Source organism: Clostridium sp. LIBA-8841, assembly GCF_057782475.1.
Genome location: NZ_CM173488.1, coordinates 2,638,035 through 2,653,515, shown reverse-complemented (window position 1 = coordinate 2,653,515; position 15,481 = coordinate 2,638,035). Strand labels below are relative to the sequence as shown.

The 15,481-nt window shown below is 26.6% G+C and carries 19 protein-coding genes and 1 other RNA gene; 17 read left to right on the top strand and 3 right to left on the bottom strand.

Annotated features, from left to right (window positions below):
* Positions 1 to 102: 102 nt before the first annotated feature.
* From helD to ssrS, 4 genes are all read left to right on the top strand, one after another.
* Positions 103 to 2,394, top strand: a complete 2,292-nt coding sequence (gene helD / locus AC2A4K_RS11470; RefSeq protein ID WP_322502628.1) for an RNA polymerase recycling motor HelD — start codon at positions 103 to 105, stop codon at positions 2,392 to 2,394.
* 15 nt (positions 2,395 to 2,409) lie between these two features.
* Positions 2,410 to 2,667 (top strand): DUF1292 domain-containing protein, encoded by a 258-nt coding sequence (locus AC2A4K_RS11465; protein WP_322502627.1) that lies wholly within the window; start codon positions 2,410 to 2,412, stop codon positions 2,665 to 2,667.
* Positions 2,668 to 2,685: 18 nt separating this feature from the next.
* The gene (locus AC2A4K_RS11460) at positions 2,686 to 3,081 is read left to right on the top strand and encodes a hypothetical protein (RefSeq protein ID WP_322502626.1); all 396 of its coding nucleotides are present in this window, start codon (positions 2,686 to 2,688) and stop codon (positions 3,079 to 3,081) included.
* A 59-nt stretch (positions 3,082 to 3,140) separates the two neighbouring features.
* Positions 3,141 to 3,338, top strand: a non-coding RNA gene (gene ssrS, locus AC2A4K_RS11455) — 6S RNA.
* Between the two features lie 196 nt (positions 3,339 to 3,534).
* Here the strand turns inward: ssrS and AC2A4K_RS11450 are convergent.
* Positions 3,535 to 3,723 carry a hypothetical protein gene (locus AC2A4K_RS11450; RefSeq protein ID WP_322502625.1) on the bottom strand — a complete coding sequence of 63 codons (189 nt, stop codon included), beginning with the start codon at positions 3,721 to 3,723 and terminating at the stop codon, positions 3,535 to 3,537.
* 315 nt (positions 3,724 to 4,038) lie between these two features.
* Between AC2A4K_RS11450 and AC2A4K_RS11445 the strand changes: the two genes are divergently transcribed.
* From AC2A4K_RS11445 to AC2A4K_RS11435, 3 genes are all read left to right on the top strand, one after another.
* Complete coding sequence (locus tag AC2A4K_RS11445) at positions 4,039 to 4,251, top strand: hypothetical protein (RefSeq protein ID WP_322502624.1); 213 nt, start codon at positions 4,039 to 4,041, stop codon at positions 4,249 to 4,251.
* A gap of 209 nt (positions 4,252 to 4,460) precedes the next feature.
* Positions 4,461 to 5,768 (top strand): murein hydrolase activator EnvC family protein, encoded by a 1,308-nt coding sequence (locus AC2A4K_RS11440; protein ID WP_322502623.1) that lies wholly within the window; start codon positions 4,461 to 4,463, stop codon positions 5,766 to 5,768.
* A gap of 118 nt (positions 5,769 to 5,886) precedes the next feature.
* Entirely contained in the window at positions 5,887 to 6,249 is a 363-nt protein-coding gene (locus tag AC2A4K_RS11435) for a hypothetical protein (protein WP_322502622.1), read from the top strand.
* Positions 6,250 to 6,416: 167 nt separating this feature from the next.
* Here the strand turns inward: AC2A4K_RS11435 and AC2A4K_RS11430 are convergent, their stop codons facing one another.
* Positions 6,417 to 7,070: a TVP38/TMEM64 family protein gene (locus AC2A4K_RS11430; protein WP_322502621.1), complete on the bottom strand. Its 654-nt coding sequence runs from the start codon at positions 7,068 to 7,070 to the stop codon at positions 6,417 to 6,419.
* Between the two features lie 101 nt (positions 7,071 to 7,171).
* On the opposite strand from AC2A4K_RS11430, the gene AC2A4K_RS11425 reads away from it, so the two are divergent.
* A complete protein-coding gene (locus AC2A4K_RS11425; protein WP_322502620.1) occupies positions 7,172 to 7,441 on the top strand; it encodes a hypothetical protein in 270 nt (89 codons plus the stop codon).
* A gap of 239 nt (positions 7,442 to 7,680) precedes the next feature.
* Entirely contained in the window at positions 7,681 to 8,682 is a 1,002-nt protein-coding gene (locus AC2A4K_RS11420) for a polysaccharide deacetylase family protein (protein ID WP_322502619.1), read from the top strand.
* Positions 8,683 to 8,720: 38 nt separating this feature from the next.
* Here AC2A4K_RS11420 and AC2A4K_RS11415 read toward each other — a convergent pair whose 3' ends face one another.
* The gene (locus tag AC2A4K_RS11415) at positions 8,721 to 9,020 is read right to left on the bottom strand and encodes a hypothetical protein (protein WP_322502618.1); all 300 of its coding nucleotides are present in this window, start codon (positions 9,018 to 9,020) and stop codon (positions 8,721 to 8,723) included.
* Between the two features lie 246 nt (positions 9,021 to 9,266).
* Here AC2A4K_RS11415 and AC2A4K_RS11410 point away from each other — a divergent pair, with 246 nt between their 5' ends.
* The 8 genes from AC2A4K_RS11410 to AC2A4K_RS11375 all read left to right on the top strand — a co-directional run bounded on the left by AC2A4K_RS11410 (position 9,267) and on the right by AC2A4K_RS11375 (position 15,327).
* Positions 9,267 to 10,217 (top strand): ABC transporter permease, encoded by a 951-nt coding sequence (locus AC2A4K_RS11410; RefSeq protein WP_322502617.1) that lies wholly within the window; start codon positions 9,267 to 9,269, stop codon positions 10,215 to 10,217.
* Positions 10,210 to 11,172 carry an iron chelate uptake ABC transporter family permease subunit gene (locus AC2A4K_RS11405; RefSeq protein ID WP_322502616.1) on the top strand — a complete coding sequence of 321 codons (963 nt, stop codon included), beginning with the start codon at positions 10,210 to 10,212 and terminating at the stop codon, positions 11,170 to 11,172. The genes AC2A4K_RS11410 and AC2A4K_RS11405 overlap by 8 nt, the downstream gene beginning before the upstream one ends.
* Positions 11,172 to 11,927, top strand: coding sequence for an iron ABC transporter ATP-binding protein (locus AC2A4K_RS11400; protein ID WP_322502615.1), 756 nt, complete (start codon positions 11,172 to 11,174; stop codon positions 11,925 to 11,927). Before AC2A4K_RS11405 ends, AC2A4K_RS11400 begins: the two co-directional genes overlap by 1 nt.
* Before the next feature lie 27 nt (positions 11,928 to 11,954).
* Positions 11,955 to 12,914 (top strand): siderophore ABC transporter substrate-binding protein, encoded by a 960-nt coding sequence (locus tag AC2A4K_RS11395; protein WP_322502614.1) that lies wholly within the window; start codon positions 11,955 to 11,957, stop codon positions 12,912 to 12,914.
* 111 nt (positions 12,915 to 13,025) lie between these two features.
* Positions 13,026 to 13,673, top strand: a complete 648-nt coding sequence (locus AC2A4K_RS11390; RefSeq protein ID WP_322502613.1) for an alpha/beta hydrolase family protein — start codon at positions 13,026 to 13,028, stop codon at positions 13,671 to 13,673.
* A 35-nt stretch (positions 13,674 to 13,708) separates the two neighbouring features.
* Positions 13,709 to 14,152, top strand: coding sequence for a peptide-methionine (R)-S-oxide reductase MsrB (msrB, locus tag AC2A4K_RS11385; RefSeq protein ID WP_322502612.1), 444 nt, complete (start codon positions 13,709 to 13,711; stop codon positions 14,150 to 14,152).
* Positions 14,153 to 14,168: 16 nt separating this feature from the next.
* The gene (locus AC2A4K_RS11380; RefSeq protein ID WP_322502611.1) at positions 14,169 to 14,468 is read left to right on the top strand and encodes a DUF6483 family protein; all 300 of its coding nucleotides are present in this window, start codon (positions 14,169 to 14,171) and stop codon (positions 14,466 to 14,468) included.
* 52 nt (positions 14,469 to 14,520) lie between these two features.
* Complete coding sequence (locus AC2A4K_RS11375; protein WP_322502610.1) at positions 14,521 to 15,327, top strand: RelA/SpoT domain-containing protein; 807 nt, start codon at positions 14,521 to 14,523, stop codon at positions 15,325 to 15,327.
* The last annotated feature ends 154 nt before the right edge of the window (positions 15,328 to 15,481 follow it).

Here is a 15,481-nt window from a genome sequence, read left to right as displayed (position 1 = left end):
TATAAAATTTGTATAGTTACACTTAAGATAGTATAATTAAATTCATTGATGATTTTTATGGAAAAAATTTAATAAAGTTACTTAGTGAAGGAGGTATTTATTATGAGCGATAATAGGGTTTTAAGTTATGAAAGAGAAGCACTTTCACAAACTAAAACATGGATTGCAAGTGAACAAGAAAGATTGAAAAATGAAAAATCTAAAACAGATGAAAAACTAGATGCTTTAAATAAAAAATCTAAAGGAGCATATGATCCTGAAATAGAAATAATTAAGAAATCTGTTGATTTTTTATCAAAGGAGTTAGATAAATTTAACGAAGCTTATGATAAGCCATACTTTGCAAGAATTGATTTTAGAGAATATAGAAAAGATTTTGAAAGTTTTTATATAGGTAAATGTGGTCTTGGAGATATTATGGAAGGGGAAGAGAAGGTAATAGATTGGAGAGCACCTTTAGCAGACCTTTATTATAGTGGAACGCAAGGAAAAGCGTACTATAGAGCACCTATGGGGGTAATTGAGGGAGAGCTTAGTTTAAAGAGAAAATTCCTTTTTGATGATGACCATAATCTTAAAGAATGTTTTGATGAAGGAATAAATGAAATAATCTTAAAATCTGGTCTTAATGAAGAGGGCGATGGTTTAATAGATGAATTCCTTAGAATAAACCTAGAAAATAGTACAGGAACAAAGTTAAAAGATGTGGTAGCTACAATACAAAAAGAGCAAAATGATATAATAAGAGCGCCTAAAAATTTCCCTTTAATAATACAGGGGTCAGCAGGTTCGGGTAAAACTACTGTAGCTCTTCATAGATTGGCATATCTTCTGTACAGATATAAAGGAAATATAACAGGCGAGGACATATTAGTTATAGCACCAAACAAAATATTCTTAGACTATATTTCAGAGGTATTACCTAATCTTGGTGTTGAAAAGGTTGAACAGAAGACTTTTGAAGAATTAGCTTTAAAGAAGCTAGGGATAAAAGGAAAAGTCATAACTAAAGATAAAAAATTAGTAGAAATTTTAGAGAACGATTTAGAGAAAAATAAATACATAATGAGTGATAGTAAAATAAAAGGTTCTATACTTTTTAAAGAAATGTTAGATAGATATATTCAAGTTCTTGAAAGAGAAGACAGTAATATAGATAATATAAGAGTTTGCGGTTACTCAATTTTTGATTCTAAAGAAATCAAGAGATTGTTTTTAAAGGATTTAATAAAGTATCCTGTAAATAAGAGAAAAGATGAAATAAAAAATTATTTTTCTAAAAAATTAGGAGAAAAGATAAGTAAGGTTTTAGATAAAGTTGATTTCCAATACGAATATAGAATAGCTAGACTTAAAAAGGAAATGGAAGATTCTAAAGAGAGAAGACAAAAGCTTATTGAGCTTTATGACGAGAGAGATAATCATAAAAAAGAGATAAAGAAATCAGCAAAAAAAGAGTTTAATGAATATTTCAACCAATGGAAAGGTATAGACACAACTAATGTTTATAGAACTTTATTTGAAAATAAAGAGATTTTTGATGAAATAACTGCAGGAAAAATTCCAGAAAAGTTAGCTGTATATATGAGAGAGAATTTGGCTAATAATATAGATAAAAAAATAATAGATGCAGATGATTTAGCTGCTATGCTTTATTTAAAATTTAGAATAGAAGGAATTGAAGAAAGTAGTCTGTTAAAACACATAGTAATTGATGAAGCACAAGATTATTCTATGCTACAATTATATGTTATGTCTATGATGGTTTCAGGAAATTCACTAACCATAGTTGGAGATATTGGTCAAGGAATATATTCTTTTAAGGGTATTAATGACTGGAGAGAAGCTATTAAATTAGTATATGATGGAAATGCAGAATATAAGCATCTAAGTCAAAGTTATAGAAGTACAGTTGAAATAATAAACTATGCTAATAAGGTTTTAGTTAAACAAAAAACTTATGAAAAACCAGCAAAACCAGTTTTAAGACATGGAATGGTTCCAGAAGAAATATCATTTACTAATGCAAAAGATTTTTGTGAAAGTTTAGATAAGATAGTTGAAAAAATAAAGAGTGAAGGAAAAAATTCAATAGCTATAGTTGGAAAAACTCTTGGTGAATGTAAAAAAATAAAAACTGCGATTAAAAAATATTCCAAGTATGACTTTGAACTAATTAAGGATGATCAAAATGAATTTGATTTGAATTTAATAATTATACCGGCATATCTTACTAAAGGGTTAGAATTTGATTGCACTATAGTTTATAATTTAAGTAAAGAAAATTATAATGATAATGAAATAGATAAAAAACTTTTATATGTTGTTTTAACTAGAGCATTACATTATGAATATATATATTATAAAGATGAAAAATCACCTTTAATAGGCTGATTTAGGAGGATTAGTATGGAAGAAAAACAAATAATGGCCTTCAGAGATGAAGAGGGAAATAAAGTTGAATTTGAAGTTGTTGCTAAGATATATTTAGGAGAAAAAAATAAAAAAGAATATATAGTTCTTTCACCAGTAGATGGTGAAGGAGATGAAGCTGATGATTTTGTTTTTAGAGTTGATAAAGTAAATGATTCAGTTGAGTATAACTTAGTTGAAGACGATGAAGAATTTAGATTAGTAAAAAAAGAATATAAAAAATTATTATATTAAAATAAAAAGGGGGATATTATGGATAAGTACAGGATAATAAATTATTTATCTACCAATGGATTAACAGAAGTAGAAGAGGTTTCTTCTGAAGATAACAGATTGGCCCTTAAGTTTTATTATGATTTTGAAGATATAGAAATACAGGGAGCTAAGGCTTGTGCAAATGATGAAACAGATTATGAAGAGGATAGTAATCCATGGATAGTGGAAGGAGTTATTCCATATTTAGATGATATAGCAACAGATAATGTTGAAGAGATTCTAGAAGAAATTATGGAAGAGTTTGAAATTATAGCTAAGGCTGAAGGATATGAAATTGATGCTACTAATTATTCAGGTAAGCAATTCATAGCTGTATTTTTACCTGAAGATGAAGAATTAGAAGTAGATGAAATATTAGATGAATTAAGGTAAAAAAATTTTAAAAAATCAAGGTTGATTTTTAAAATTCTTATGTTATAATAAAAACATAATCAATCCTGAGATGTACGCGAAGCTTATTAATTTTAACCTACATGTTAAATACGGGATTTGCAAAATAGCTAAGGAAATCGGACTTCAAGTTTTTAACTTCACTTTTGTGACAGAAGATGGTCGAGTTAGTTTGAGTAGAACCCACCTGCGAGAGGCAGGTATAAAATTGTAAGTGTGACGGCATATTTGGGAATATAATTGAGTTTGTTTAAAGGTTCAACTTCTGAAGTTGAACCTTTTTTTCTTATGAATAGGTATAATGTATAAGTAGCTTTAATTTAAGAATCTGTTTTAAATCAGTGTTAATTTTTAGATAGGTCTGAACGGCTAGCTAAAAATTAACATTCACCTAAAATATAGACTAATTAAAAAAGTAGCTTGTTTTAAGCTACTTTAAAGAATGAATGTATTTTTCAATTTTTCTTTCATAGTGAAAAGATTACTTTCTAAAGCATCTACTTTTCTAGAATATATTTCTCTATCCTTAGGATTTAAATTTTTACTTAGTAAATCATTATAATAATCAATATCTCCCATTAAGGATAGGATTTCTAATGTATAATCCCACGCTGATTTGCTCATAAAAAACCTCCTAAAATTAAAATACTAGTAATAGTATAGAAAAAATAGGAGATTTGGTGAATCATATTAAGAATTTTAAATTTTCCTTATTTTTTCAGAGCCAAAGAAAAATTTAAATTTATCAATGATATTTATATTAGAACTTTTAATATTAATCAATCTTTTCTAGTTACTTAAAGTAAAATAACTATAACATTAAATAGGAAAAAAGCTTTAAAGAATAATATATATTTTAATAATCACTTTAATATATTAGAGGCTATGTGTATAATATAATTATGAATAAATTATTAAATTAAATAAGGAGATAGACATATGAGTAAGGAAATAAGTAATAAAGATAAAGAAAATATAATAACAAGAATATATAAAAGAATGAAACAAGATTTTAAACAAGAAGAATTTGATACTGAAGTTTCATTATCTGAAATGGAAGACAGTATAAAAAAACATTACTTAAAAGAAGGTAGTAAGTACAAAACATTAGAAGAACTTATTGAAGATGAAATTTCAAATGAAAGATTCTAATTCGTAAGTAGGACTATATAAAAACATGCTTTCAAATATAAGAAAGCTGGTTTTTATATAGTCTTTTTGAAATTAAGGTTAAATAAATGTTAACAATGTTTATAGTGTATACTGGCTATATTAACAAATTTATCTTTATAGTGTATAATGTTTTGGTATGTAGTGTTTTAGCAAAATAATATATATAAAGAGATAGGTGAAGAAATATTATGAACAGAAGAAGACTAACGGCTGTTATACTTAGCATAACAATGATTTTTGCTGTTTCAATAAACAGTAGTAATATTGTACAAGCTAAAACAAAAGAAGAAGCACAACAAGAAATTGATAATAATAATAGCAAAATAGATGGGCTTAAAGATAAGAAGGATGACATAAATTCTGAGAAAGATAAAGCTCAAAGTAAAATAGATGAAATACAAAATCAAATAGCTGAAAAAAATAAAGTGCTACTTAGTTCACAAAAGAAAGTAGATGAATATAAAGGGGATATTGATTCTTTAAAGACTAGTATAAATAATTTAGAAACTCAAATTAGCGATGTTCAAAAGAGTATAGATAAGAAGAAAAAAGAAGAAGAAGCAAAAGAAGAAATACTTGCTAGTAGAATAAGAAGTGCATATAAGTCAAATTTAAGTAACCAATTTTTATACATAATGCTTGAATCAAAGAATGTAGGGGATTTCATAAGTAATGTATCAAATATAAAATATATTGTTGATACTGATAATAAGTTAATAAATGACATAAAGAAAGTTCAAGACGAACTGAAAAATGAAGAGAATAAATTAGAAAGTCAAAAAACAGATTTATCAGATCAAAAGTCTAGATTAGAAACTGAAAAGAAAGAATATGACACTTTAGTAAGTCAGTATGAATCTCAATTAAAAGAATTAAATTCATTAGAGGCACAAAAACAAGCAGAAATAGATAGTTTAAGCCAAAAAGAAAAAGATGTATTAAATGAAATAAATAGTTATCAAGAAGACAATGCAAATCTTAAAGATTATATAAATAATTTAATAAATCAAAATAATAGTAGTAAGGCAAATGATAATACTAATAAAAACAATAGTAATTCAGGATCAAACTCAGGAAGTAATGGAAGTTCAGGTGGAAACACAAATACTTCAAGTGGATTTATGAGACCAGCTCCAGGTGGAGTTACAGATCCATTTGGTCCTAGAACACATCCAGTAACAGGAAAACAAAGTGTGCATACAGGCGCAGATTTAGGTGCACCTTATGGAACGCCTATATTGGCTTCAAAGTCAGGTACTGTAGTTGAAGCAGGATGGAATACAGCTTATGGTAATATGGTTATAATAGATCATGGTGATGGTACAAGCACTTTATATGGTCATTCATCTAGCCTTGCCGTACAAGCAGGTCAACAAGTATCACAAGGACAAGTAATAGCCTATGTAGGATCAACTGGATATAGTACAGGTCCACACCTTCATTTTGGAATAATGATAAATGGTGAATGGGTAAATCCTATGAATTACATAAGCTAATTTAAAGGAAGTGTATTAAAGTTAAATTATCGAAGAAAACTATAAAAGACTTTCTTTGAAGTTAATTTTTAATACACTCCTTTTTGTATATAATAGATTTTAGTTTGGAGATGATAAAATGAAGGTTTTAATTGTAGTAGGCATAGTAATCTTAGCAATAGGATTATTAGTTGAATCATTGCTTAATGTAAAGGCTGCTTTTAAGTGGTTCTCAAAAAATTCAAATGGGCAAGTAGGAAAAGATTTTAATGCTGATTTTAAAAATCAATTCAATAATATGCCTTTAGATAAAAAAGAGGATTTTATAGAATCTTTATCAGGAAGTGAGAAAGATTTATTTAAAGAATATTTATCTTGTAGTAAAGAGGAGGAAAAGGAACTAAGAGATAAATTAGACGAAAAGCATGTTTTTAATATGTTTAATAGATGGGCAAGAAAAAATAATATACCTACACTAAATATGAGTAGTTATAAAAATTAGGCATTGTTTTAAGTTAATGTTGATTTTTAACTAGCTACTCAGACCTAGATGAAAATGAACATTAGTTTAAAACGGAGCCAAAAATTAAAGTAAAAAATAGCTATATCAAAGTAAAGATTAAACTTTGATATAGCTATTTCTATTTTATACAAAAGAAAGTTTAAATATTAATTTTCTTTAGATAGATGTTTATTGATATAAATTTTCTTTAGGAATAAAGATACTATTATAAATAAAATTAGTAAGCTTACTGATAAATAGATGCTTTCTTTATTAAAGCTAATCCATTGAGCTCCTAAATTTACGAAGACAAGTATCCCAGGAATTGTTCCTATTAAAGTTCCTAAAACAAAATCTTTATATGATATTTTAGTAAGACCAGCACCGTAACTTATTAAATCAAATGGAAATAAAGGTATTAGTCTTAAAAGTAAAATCATTAGAAACCCATTATCTTTTAGAAGGTTTTGAATATTTTTTAATTTATCATTTTCTAGCTTTTCTACAAAAGATTGTCCTAATATCCTAGAGATAAAAAAAGAAATACTTCCACCTATTAAAGCTCCTATGCTTGTATATAAAAAACCTCTACTTAACCCAAAGAGAGTTCCCCCTAAGATAGCTAATAGAGAGTCTGGGAAAAAGGTTAATGGTACTAGGGAGAAGGCTATTATATATATTAATGGAGCAAAATAGCCAGAATCTAAAATTAAGTTCCTCAAGGTATTTATGTTTATTATATCTTTATTCATAAAGTAGAACATGATTAATATAAGTACAATTATGAATAGGGAAATAAAAATTTTGTGAAATTTTTTCATTATTAACCATCCTTTATATTTATTAAGCACTTTTTATTGTAAAATAAAATTATAGGATTGTAAAACTCAATTAAAATATAGTTTTGGTAAGGAGTGAGAGGATGCTAAATGGAGATTTTCTTATAAGTTTAATAGTTGTTATATGTCTTATATATCTTCTATACATATGTTATTGCAAATATTTAGAAAATAAACAAATATACCTTAAGATTTTAACTATATTTTTAATGATAGAAGTAGTGAGAAGAACTTTTATTTATGGAAAGATCAATAGCCGTTTAATAAGTGGTATTTCTTTGATTCAATTAATACTTTTACTAACTTCAACAATAGTATATGGAGTTATGTATTTTAAAAATAATTTAAGCTAACTAATAAAAAGAGAGGATAAACATTGATATTTTAAGTTTATTCTCATTTTTTATATTGGAAAATATATTCAATAGTGATATATAATAGGGATTGAGTTTGATTTTAAAATATTAATATTTATTTAAAAAAATGTAACTGTTTTGAAATGATAAAAATTAAGTTTTAAAAGATAATTATATAAGTGGACAAGTGGATTTATTCTAAAGATATTTAAATGAAGTTAACATAGGAGGAAATGATGAGCAAAGGAATATTTTCAAAAAAAAGAAGAAATTCCAAGAGAAATGATTTTTTAAAAATCTTTTTAGGAGTTTTAGGAATTATAATTTTATTATGGGCTGGTACAAAAGTTGTTACAATGATAGGAAATAGTTCAGCTAAAAGCAAAAGCTCAACTAGTCAAGAACAAGCTGATAAGGTTCAGGAGGCAAAACCTAATCCAGATGATGTAATGCCAGGTATGAATATTACATATGAAGCGGACAAGTATGCAGTTGATGCTAAAGATGTTCAAGAAATGGCTGATGGTACATATAAAGGTGATGGTAAATATGTATTTTTAACCTTTGATGATGGTCCATCAAATTCAACAGAAAAGATATTAAATATATTAAAAGAAAAGGATGTACATGCAACATTCTTCGTTTTAGGTAGTAGTATAGAAAAAGACTCTAAAAGACAAGAGTATTTAAAAGAAGAATTAAAGGGTGGAAATGCTATTGCAAATCACAGTTATAGTCATGACTTCAAAAAGCTATATCCAAATAATAAGTTAAATATAGAAACTTTTATGAATGAGTTTAATAAGACTAATGATATAATGAAAAGTATTTTAGGAGAAGAATTTGATTGTAGAGTACTAAGAATGCCAGGAGGGTATGGTACAAGAAAATATTATAAAGATCCTTCTCTTCAAAAATTTGATAATACATTACAAGAAAATGGAATAGTAAATGTTGACTGGAATGCATTAGATGGTGATGCAGAAGGAAAACCATATTCTACAGAAGAAATGCTTAACTATGTTAAGAAAACATCAAAAGGAAAAAATCATGTAGTTATTCTTATGCATGATGCAGCCGGAAAAGAAAAGACTGTAGAAATATTACCACAAATAATAGATTATTATAAAAGTGAAGATTATGAATTTAAAGTTATAAAAAATACTTCAAAGTCAGGAGCAGATAATAATAAAGCTCAAAATAATACAGAAGAAACAAATACAGAACAAAGTAAATAAAAATAAAGCATCATTAGAAAAATACTAATGATGCTTTATTATTTTTTATTTATATTAATTTTCCACTTCCAAAAAGCCTCATTAGTTAATTCATATATATGCTTTTTCTCTTTAGCTGTAAATTCTTTGCTTGAAAAAATATCTTTAATTTCTTTTTCAACTAATTCTAGATAAATTTTTTTCTCTTGAAACTCATCATAGATTTCTTTTGAAAAATCTTCTTCTAAGTTTTTCTTCTTTTTTGAATTTCTAAGCCAACTACATTGTTCTTTAAAATGAATTTCAGAAATCATCTTATTATTTTTTACTTGAACTTCTTTTAAGTCGTCAATATTCATGAGAAACTCCTTCCTAAAAATAGAGATTATAGTATATATTCTGCTATTTACTAAGATTTCCTTTTAAATAAAAATAAAATACAAAAAATTCCTGTTTTGTGTATAAATGATTACTAATGATAATAAATAGTTAACGAGATTGATTATGTATTGACTATGATAATTATTATCATTAGAATGATAAAGTGTAAGGAATTAAAGGTTAATTTTAACATAGGAAATTTAATTATTTAAGGAGTTTAATTTATGAAAAAGAGATACTTAATATTAGCTTTAATCATATTATCATTTGTATCAATTTTCATAGGAGTTTATGATATTGGGTTTAAAGATATATTGGCTGGAAATACAGACAAGATAGAAGTGCTTTTAATAAGTAGATTACCAAGACTTTTAAGCATAATATTTGCTGGTGTAGGATTAAGTGTATCGGGAGTTATAATGCAACAAATAAGTAATAATAAGTTTGTATCTCCTACAACGGCAGCTACAATAGACTCAGCGAAGTTAGGAATTTTATTTGCTACTTTACTATTAGGATCTGTAACTCTTATGCAGAAGATGATATGGGCTTTTATGTTTGCAATGATAGGAACCTTTATTTTTATGAAAATTCTAAAAAAGATAAAGTATAAGAATGCAGTTTTTATACCTTTACTAGGTATTATGCTTGGAAATGTAATAGGTGCTATAACAGACTTCTTAGCTTATAAGTTTGATATGGTACAAAATATGAGTTCTTTCATGCAAGGAAGTTTTTCAGGGGTGTTAAAAGGTAATTATGAACTTATGTATTTAACAGTGCCTTTAATGATAATTGCATTACTATATGCTAATAAATTTACCATTATAGGTATGGGAGAAGATATATCAAAAAACTTAGGTTTAGATTTTAATAAGGTAGCTAATATAGGTATTTCAATAGTAGCTATGGTATCAGCTTTAGTTGTAATAACTGTTGGAAATATTCCTTTTGTAGGACTAATAGTCCCTAATATAGTTTCTCTAAAGATGGGAGATAATTTAAGCAAAAATATATGGCATACAGCTTTATTTGGAGCAATATTTGTTCTTGTATGTGATATAGTTGGAAGACTAATGATTTATCCTTATGAGATTCCTATAAGTGTAACTGTAGGAACTGTTGGAAGTATAGTATTCCTTTATCTTATTTTTAGGAGGAACAAAAATGAATAGGACAATTTCAAAAAGTGATAGAAAAAAACTAATATTATTAGGAGTTATAGCCTTATCAGTTGTACTATTGTTTTTATTTCAAGGATTAAATAAGAATAATTGGGATTACAATATTTCCAAAAGAGTACCAAAGGTTATAGCAATAATTATAACAGGAGGGGCAATAGCATATTCCTCTATGATATTTCAAACAGTTACTAACAATAGAATTTTAACTCCAAGCGTATTAGGCTTAGATTCCTTGTATGGATTTGTACAAACTTTATCTGTATTTATATTTGGTACAAGTAGCGTTGTAATGTTAAATCATAAAGTTAATTTTGGAGTATCAGTTTTATGCATGATAATTTCAAGTTTGATTCTTTATAAATTTATGTTTAAAAAGAGTAATAATATTTATTTCTTGTTATTAGTGGGAACAGTACTTGGAACCTTATTTAAGACATTATCAACGTTTATGCAAGTATTAATAGATCCAAATGAGTTTGAAGCTTTACAAACTAGCTTATATGCAAGTTTTAACAATGTGAATACAGATATATTATTTATAACTATAGTTATTGTATTATTAATATTTGCTTTTATGTATGACGATATAAAGAAATTAGATGTTTTACTTTTAGGAAGAGAAAATGCTATAAACTTAGGAATAAATTATGATAAATTATCTAAAAAGATTTTAGTAGTTGTGGCTATATTAGTATCAGTATCTACTGCTTTAGTAGGTCCAATAACATTTTTAGGGATATTAATAGTTAATTTATCCTATGAGTTCTTTAGTACTTATAAACACAGTGTACTCATAGCTGGAGCTTCTCTAATGGGGGTAATAGCTTTGGTAGGTGGACAGTTTATAGTAGAAAGAATATTAAACTACACAAGTACAGTTAGTATAATTATAAACTTTATAGGTGGAGCATATTTCTTATATTTATTGTTAAAGGAGAGTAAGTAATGATAGAGATAAAAAATTTAAGTAAAAAATATGGTAATAAATTTGTTGTTGATGATGTGTCCTTTAATATAAATAAAGGAAAAATAACATCTTTTATAGGACCAAATGGAGCAGGTAAAAGTACTGTTTTATCTATGATTTCTAGAATCATGAGTAAAGATAAGGGTGAAGTCATCATTGATGGGGTTCCTTTAGAAAAGTGGAATGATAAAGAACTAGCAAAGAAAATAGCAATACTAAGACAATCTAATAACATAAATGTTAGGCTTACCATTAGAGAGTTAGTTAGTTTTGGAAGATTCCCTCACAATGAAGGAAGGCTTACTAAAGAAGACGAGAAACATATTGATAATGCAATAGAGTATATGCAACTTAAAGATATAGAAAACAGATATTTAGACGAGCTTTCAGGTGGACAAAGACAAAGAGCATATATAGCAATGGTAATAGCCCAAAATACTGAGTATATTTTGCTAGATGAGCCATTAAATAACTTAGATATGAAACATTCAGTTAAGATGATGAAGGTTTTAAGAGGATTAGTAAATGATTTGAACAAAACAGTAGTAATAGTTATGCATGATATAAATTTTGCATCATTCTATTCAGATAATATAGTGGTATTAAAAGATGGTAAAATTGCTAGAAATGATGATACATCTAAGATAATTAGCAAAGAATTCTTAGAGGATATATATGAAATAGATTTTGAAATTAAAAATTTCAATGGAAATAAATTATGTGTTTATTTTTAATAAAATAAAATTTAGGAGGATATATATATGAATAAAAAGGTTTTAGCTATAGTAGGGATAAGTATAGCCTTAGTGGCAGGAGGCTTTGCTCTTTTTGGAGGAGAGAAGGACAAAAACACGGCATTGGCTGCAAAGGAAATGGTGAAGGTATCAGATAGAAAAGGGGAAATTGAAGTACCTAAAAACCCAGAAAAAGTAGTTGTTTTAGATTATTCATCATTAGATATAATTGACGAAATGGATAAGGAAAGCACAGTTGTAGGATTACCTAAAGGTAGTTTACCAGAATACTTAGATGAGTATAAGGGTGATAATTATAAAGATTTAGGTTCTTTAAAAGAGTTTAATATGGAAACTATAAATGAATTAAAACCAGATCTTATAATAATAGAAGGAAGACAAGAAAAACATTATGATGAGCTATCTAAAATAGCACCTACATTATTTTTAGGGGGAAATGGTAATAATCATTTTGAGTCATTAGAAAATAATGCAAAGACATTAGGTATAGTTTTCGGTATGGAAGATTTTGTGGATAATAAAATAAAAGATATAAATACTAGAATAGAAAATATAAATGCAAAAACTTCTAATATGGATGAAAAAGCTTTAATTACAATGGTTTATGATGGCGAAATAAGTGCTTTTGGTAAAGATTCAAGATTTAGTACTATTCACAAAGAATTTGGCTTTAAGGAAGCAGATGAAAATATAACAACTGAAAATCATGGACAAACAGTTTCTAATGAATATATAGCAAATATTAATCCTGGATATTTATTTGTAATAGATAAGGGCATAGTAGCAAGTAGCAAGCAAGAACCTGCTAAGGGTATAATTGAAAATGAATTAGTACAAAGAACAGATGCATATAAAAATGGGAAAATAGTTTATTTAGATACGAAGGCTTGGTACTTAGGTGGGCCAGGATTACAATCAACAGATGTAATGTTAACAGAAATGGAAAATTCAATAAAGGACATTTAATAGAAGAGAGTGATGTTTTATTAAGGTTTTACTTAATAAAACATCATTTTTCTTTCTTGAAAAAATTTCGTATATAATTATATAATAGAATTTAAAAAGAAGGTGCGAAAAGTGAAGAGTTTTAATATAGAGAAACAATCTATGTGGAAATGTAGAACCAATAATAAATTAATTTGCAATGAAAGTGAAACTTTGGTTATCTTATTACCTGGATTAGGATATACCTTGGATAAAGCAATACTGGATTATTCAAAACAATTAGTTCTAGACTTAAATTATGATTGTTTAGGAATAGAATATGGATTTCAAGTTAGTAGGGAAACTTTCAATAGACATGATGAAGAGGACATTAGAGAATTATTCTTGGAAAGCTTAGATGTTGTTTTTAGTGCTTTGGAATTTAGAACAGGAAAATATAAAAATATAGTTATTATAGGAAAAAGTTTAGGTACAGTATTACAAAATAAAATAGGTGAGGAAATTAAAAAGGTTTATAATATAGAGGTTAAAAATATTTATTTAACTCCTATAAATGAAACTTTTAAGGATAACATAAACAAAGAAAGTTTAATAATAACAGGTACTAAGGATGCTTTAATATCTTCAGATAATTTGGAGAAAATAAAAGAAGAAAAGTTTAATGTTTTAGAAATAGAAGATGCAGGACATTCTCTGTGTATAAAAGGAAATGTATTAGAAAGTATTAGAGCCTTAGAACTAATAATTAAAGTTATAAAAAATTATCTTGAAAAAATTTAAGTAATGAAATTAAATTTTTAAATGGAGTGATTATTTTGAAATATGCAAAGAAAGAAAAAGAAGAACTAAAGAAGCTTTTAAAAGATGAGGAGTACTATGTTACTCAAGAAAATGGAACCGAAAGACCTTTTACAAATGAATATTGGGATTTTGATAGAGAAGGAATATATGTTGATGTAGCAACTGGAGAACCCTTATTCACTTCTAAGGACAAGTTCTTTTCTTCATGTGGATGGCCTGCTTTTTCAAAACCAATAGATAGAAGTATAATAAAGGAAAAGATAGATAAAAGCTATGGAATGATTAGAACAGAAGTTAGAAGTAGATTAGGCGATTCTCATCTAGGACATGTATTTTGTGATGGACCAGAAGAGTTAGGTGGATTAAGATATTGTATAAATTCAGCCTCACTAAAATTTATTCCAAAGGAAGAACTAAAAGAAAAAGGGTATGAAGAATATTTAGAGATATTTAAATAGAAAAGTAGGTGTTAAAATGGGATTTTTATTAAATAAAGATGGAGAAAATGATTTTCTTTTGGCTGATACTTATTCAAAAGATGATATATTTTGGATAACTTTAAGAGGATTAATATCTAAGGGAAAAATTGATGAAGCAGAAGATATGCTTTTTAGAGAGGCTGAGAAAAATCCTTCTATGGAAGTTTATGAAATAGGAGAGAAGATGTATAGCTTATTAGATAAAAAGAGTGATGAAGAGCTTAAACAATATAATTTTTCTAAGGAAGAAATAGCCTTGGGGTTAGAAGATTTAAAGAAATTAATAAAAAAGTAAGGATTATTGAGATTTAATATATAGTACTAAATTAAAATAAGGGGAGGTAATTATGAGAAGTTTAAATAAAGAAAGTTTTCTCCAAAAATATCCTCATGTAGAAGAATACATAGAAAAGAATGATATTAATTTTGAAGATTTACAAAAAATATTTTATGACTTTGTGAAATATGAAGAGTCTTATGAGAATCAAGCAGATTTCATAGCGAATATATTACGTTCAAATGAAAATGTTCATTCTGTAAAATCAAGAATAAAAAATCCGGAAAGATTAATTGAAAAAATAATAAGAAAAACAGAAGATAGAAAAGAAAAATATGGTGAACATTTTTATTTTAATGTTGAAAATTATAAAAATGAAATAACTGATTTGATAGGTATAAGGGTATTACATATATTTAAAGATCAATGGAAGGCAATACATGATTTTATAATAAAGACATGGAATGTAATTGAAATAACAGCTAATATAAGAGATGGAGATGACAGAACTATATTTGATAATTTAGGTATTGAAGTTATATCAAGACAATCAGGGTATAGGTCTGTTCATTATCTTGTGGAGTGTTATCCAACAAATCAAAAGGTTATTGCAGAGATTCAAGTAAGAACTATTTTTGAAGAGGGATATGGGGAAATTGACCATAGGCTTAGATATTCTCATAATGAAATACCTGAAATATTAAAATCAAATCTATTGCTTTTTAATAGAATTGTAGGAAGTGCAGATGAAATGGCTTCATTAATCAATATGTTGAATAATAGTTTAGATAATAAGGATAATTACTATGAAAGTAAGTTAAGAGAAAAAGATGAAGAAATAAGAAAATTAAAAGAAAATATTGAACAAATGAAATAATAGAAAGCTACCTTGATGAATAATTAAGGTAGCTTTATTTTAAAATTATATATGAACAAAATATTAATTAATTATTAATAAAGTTAAGGAATATAACTGTTTGTTTGGGATTTTAGAAGAATTTGGGGAAATTTACTCTTTGATTTTATAAACT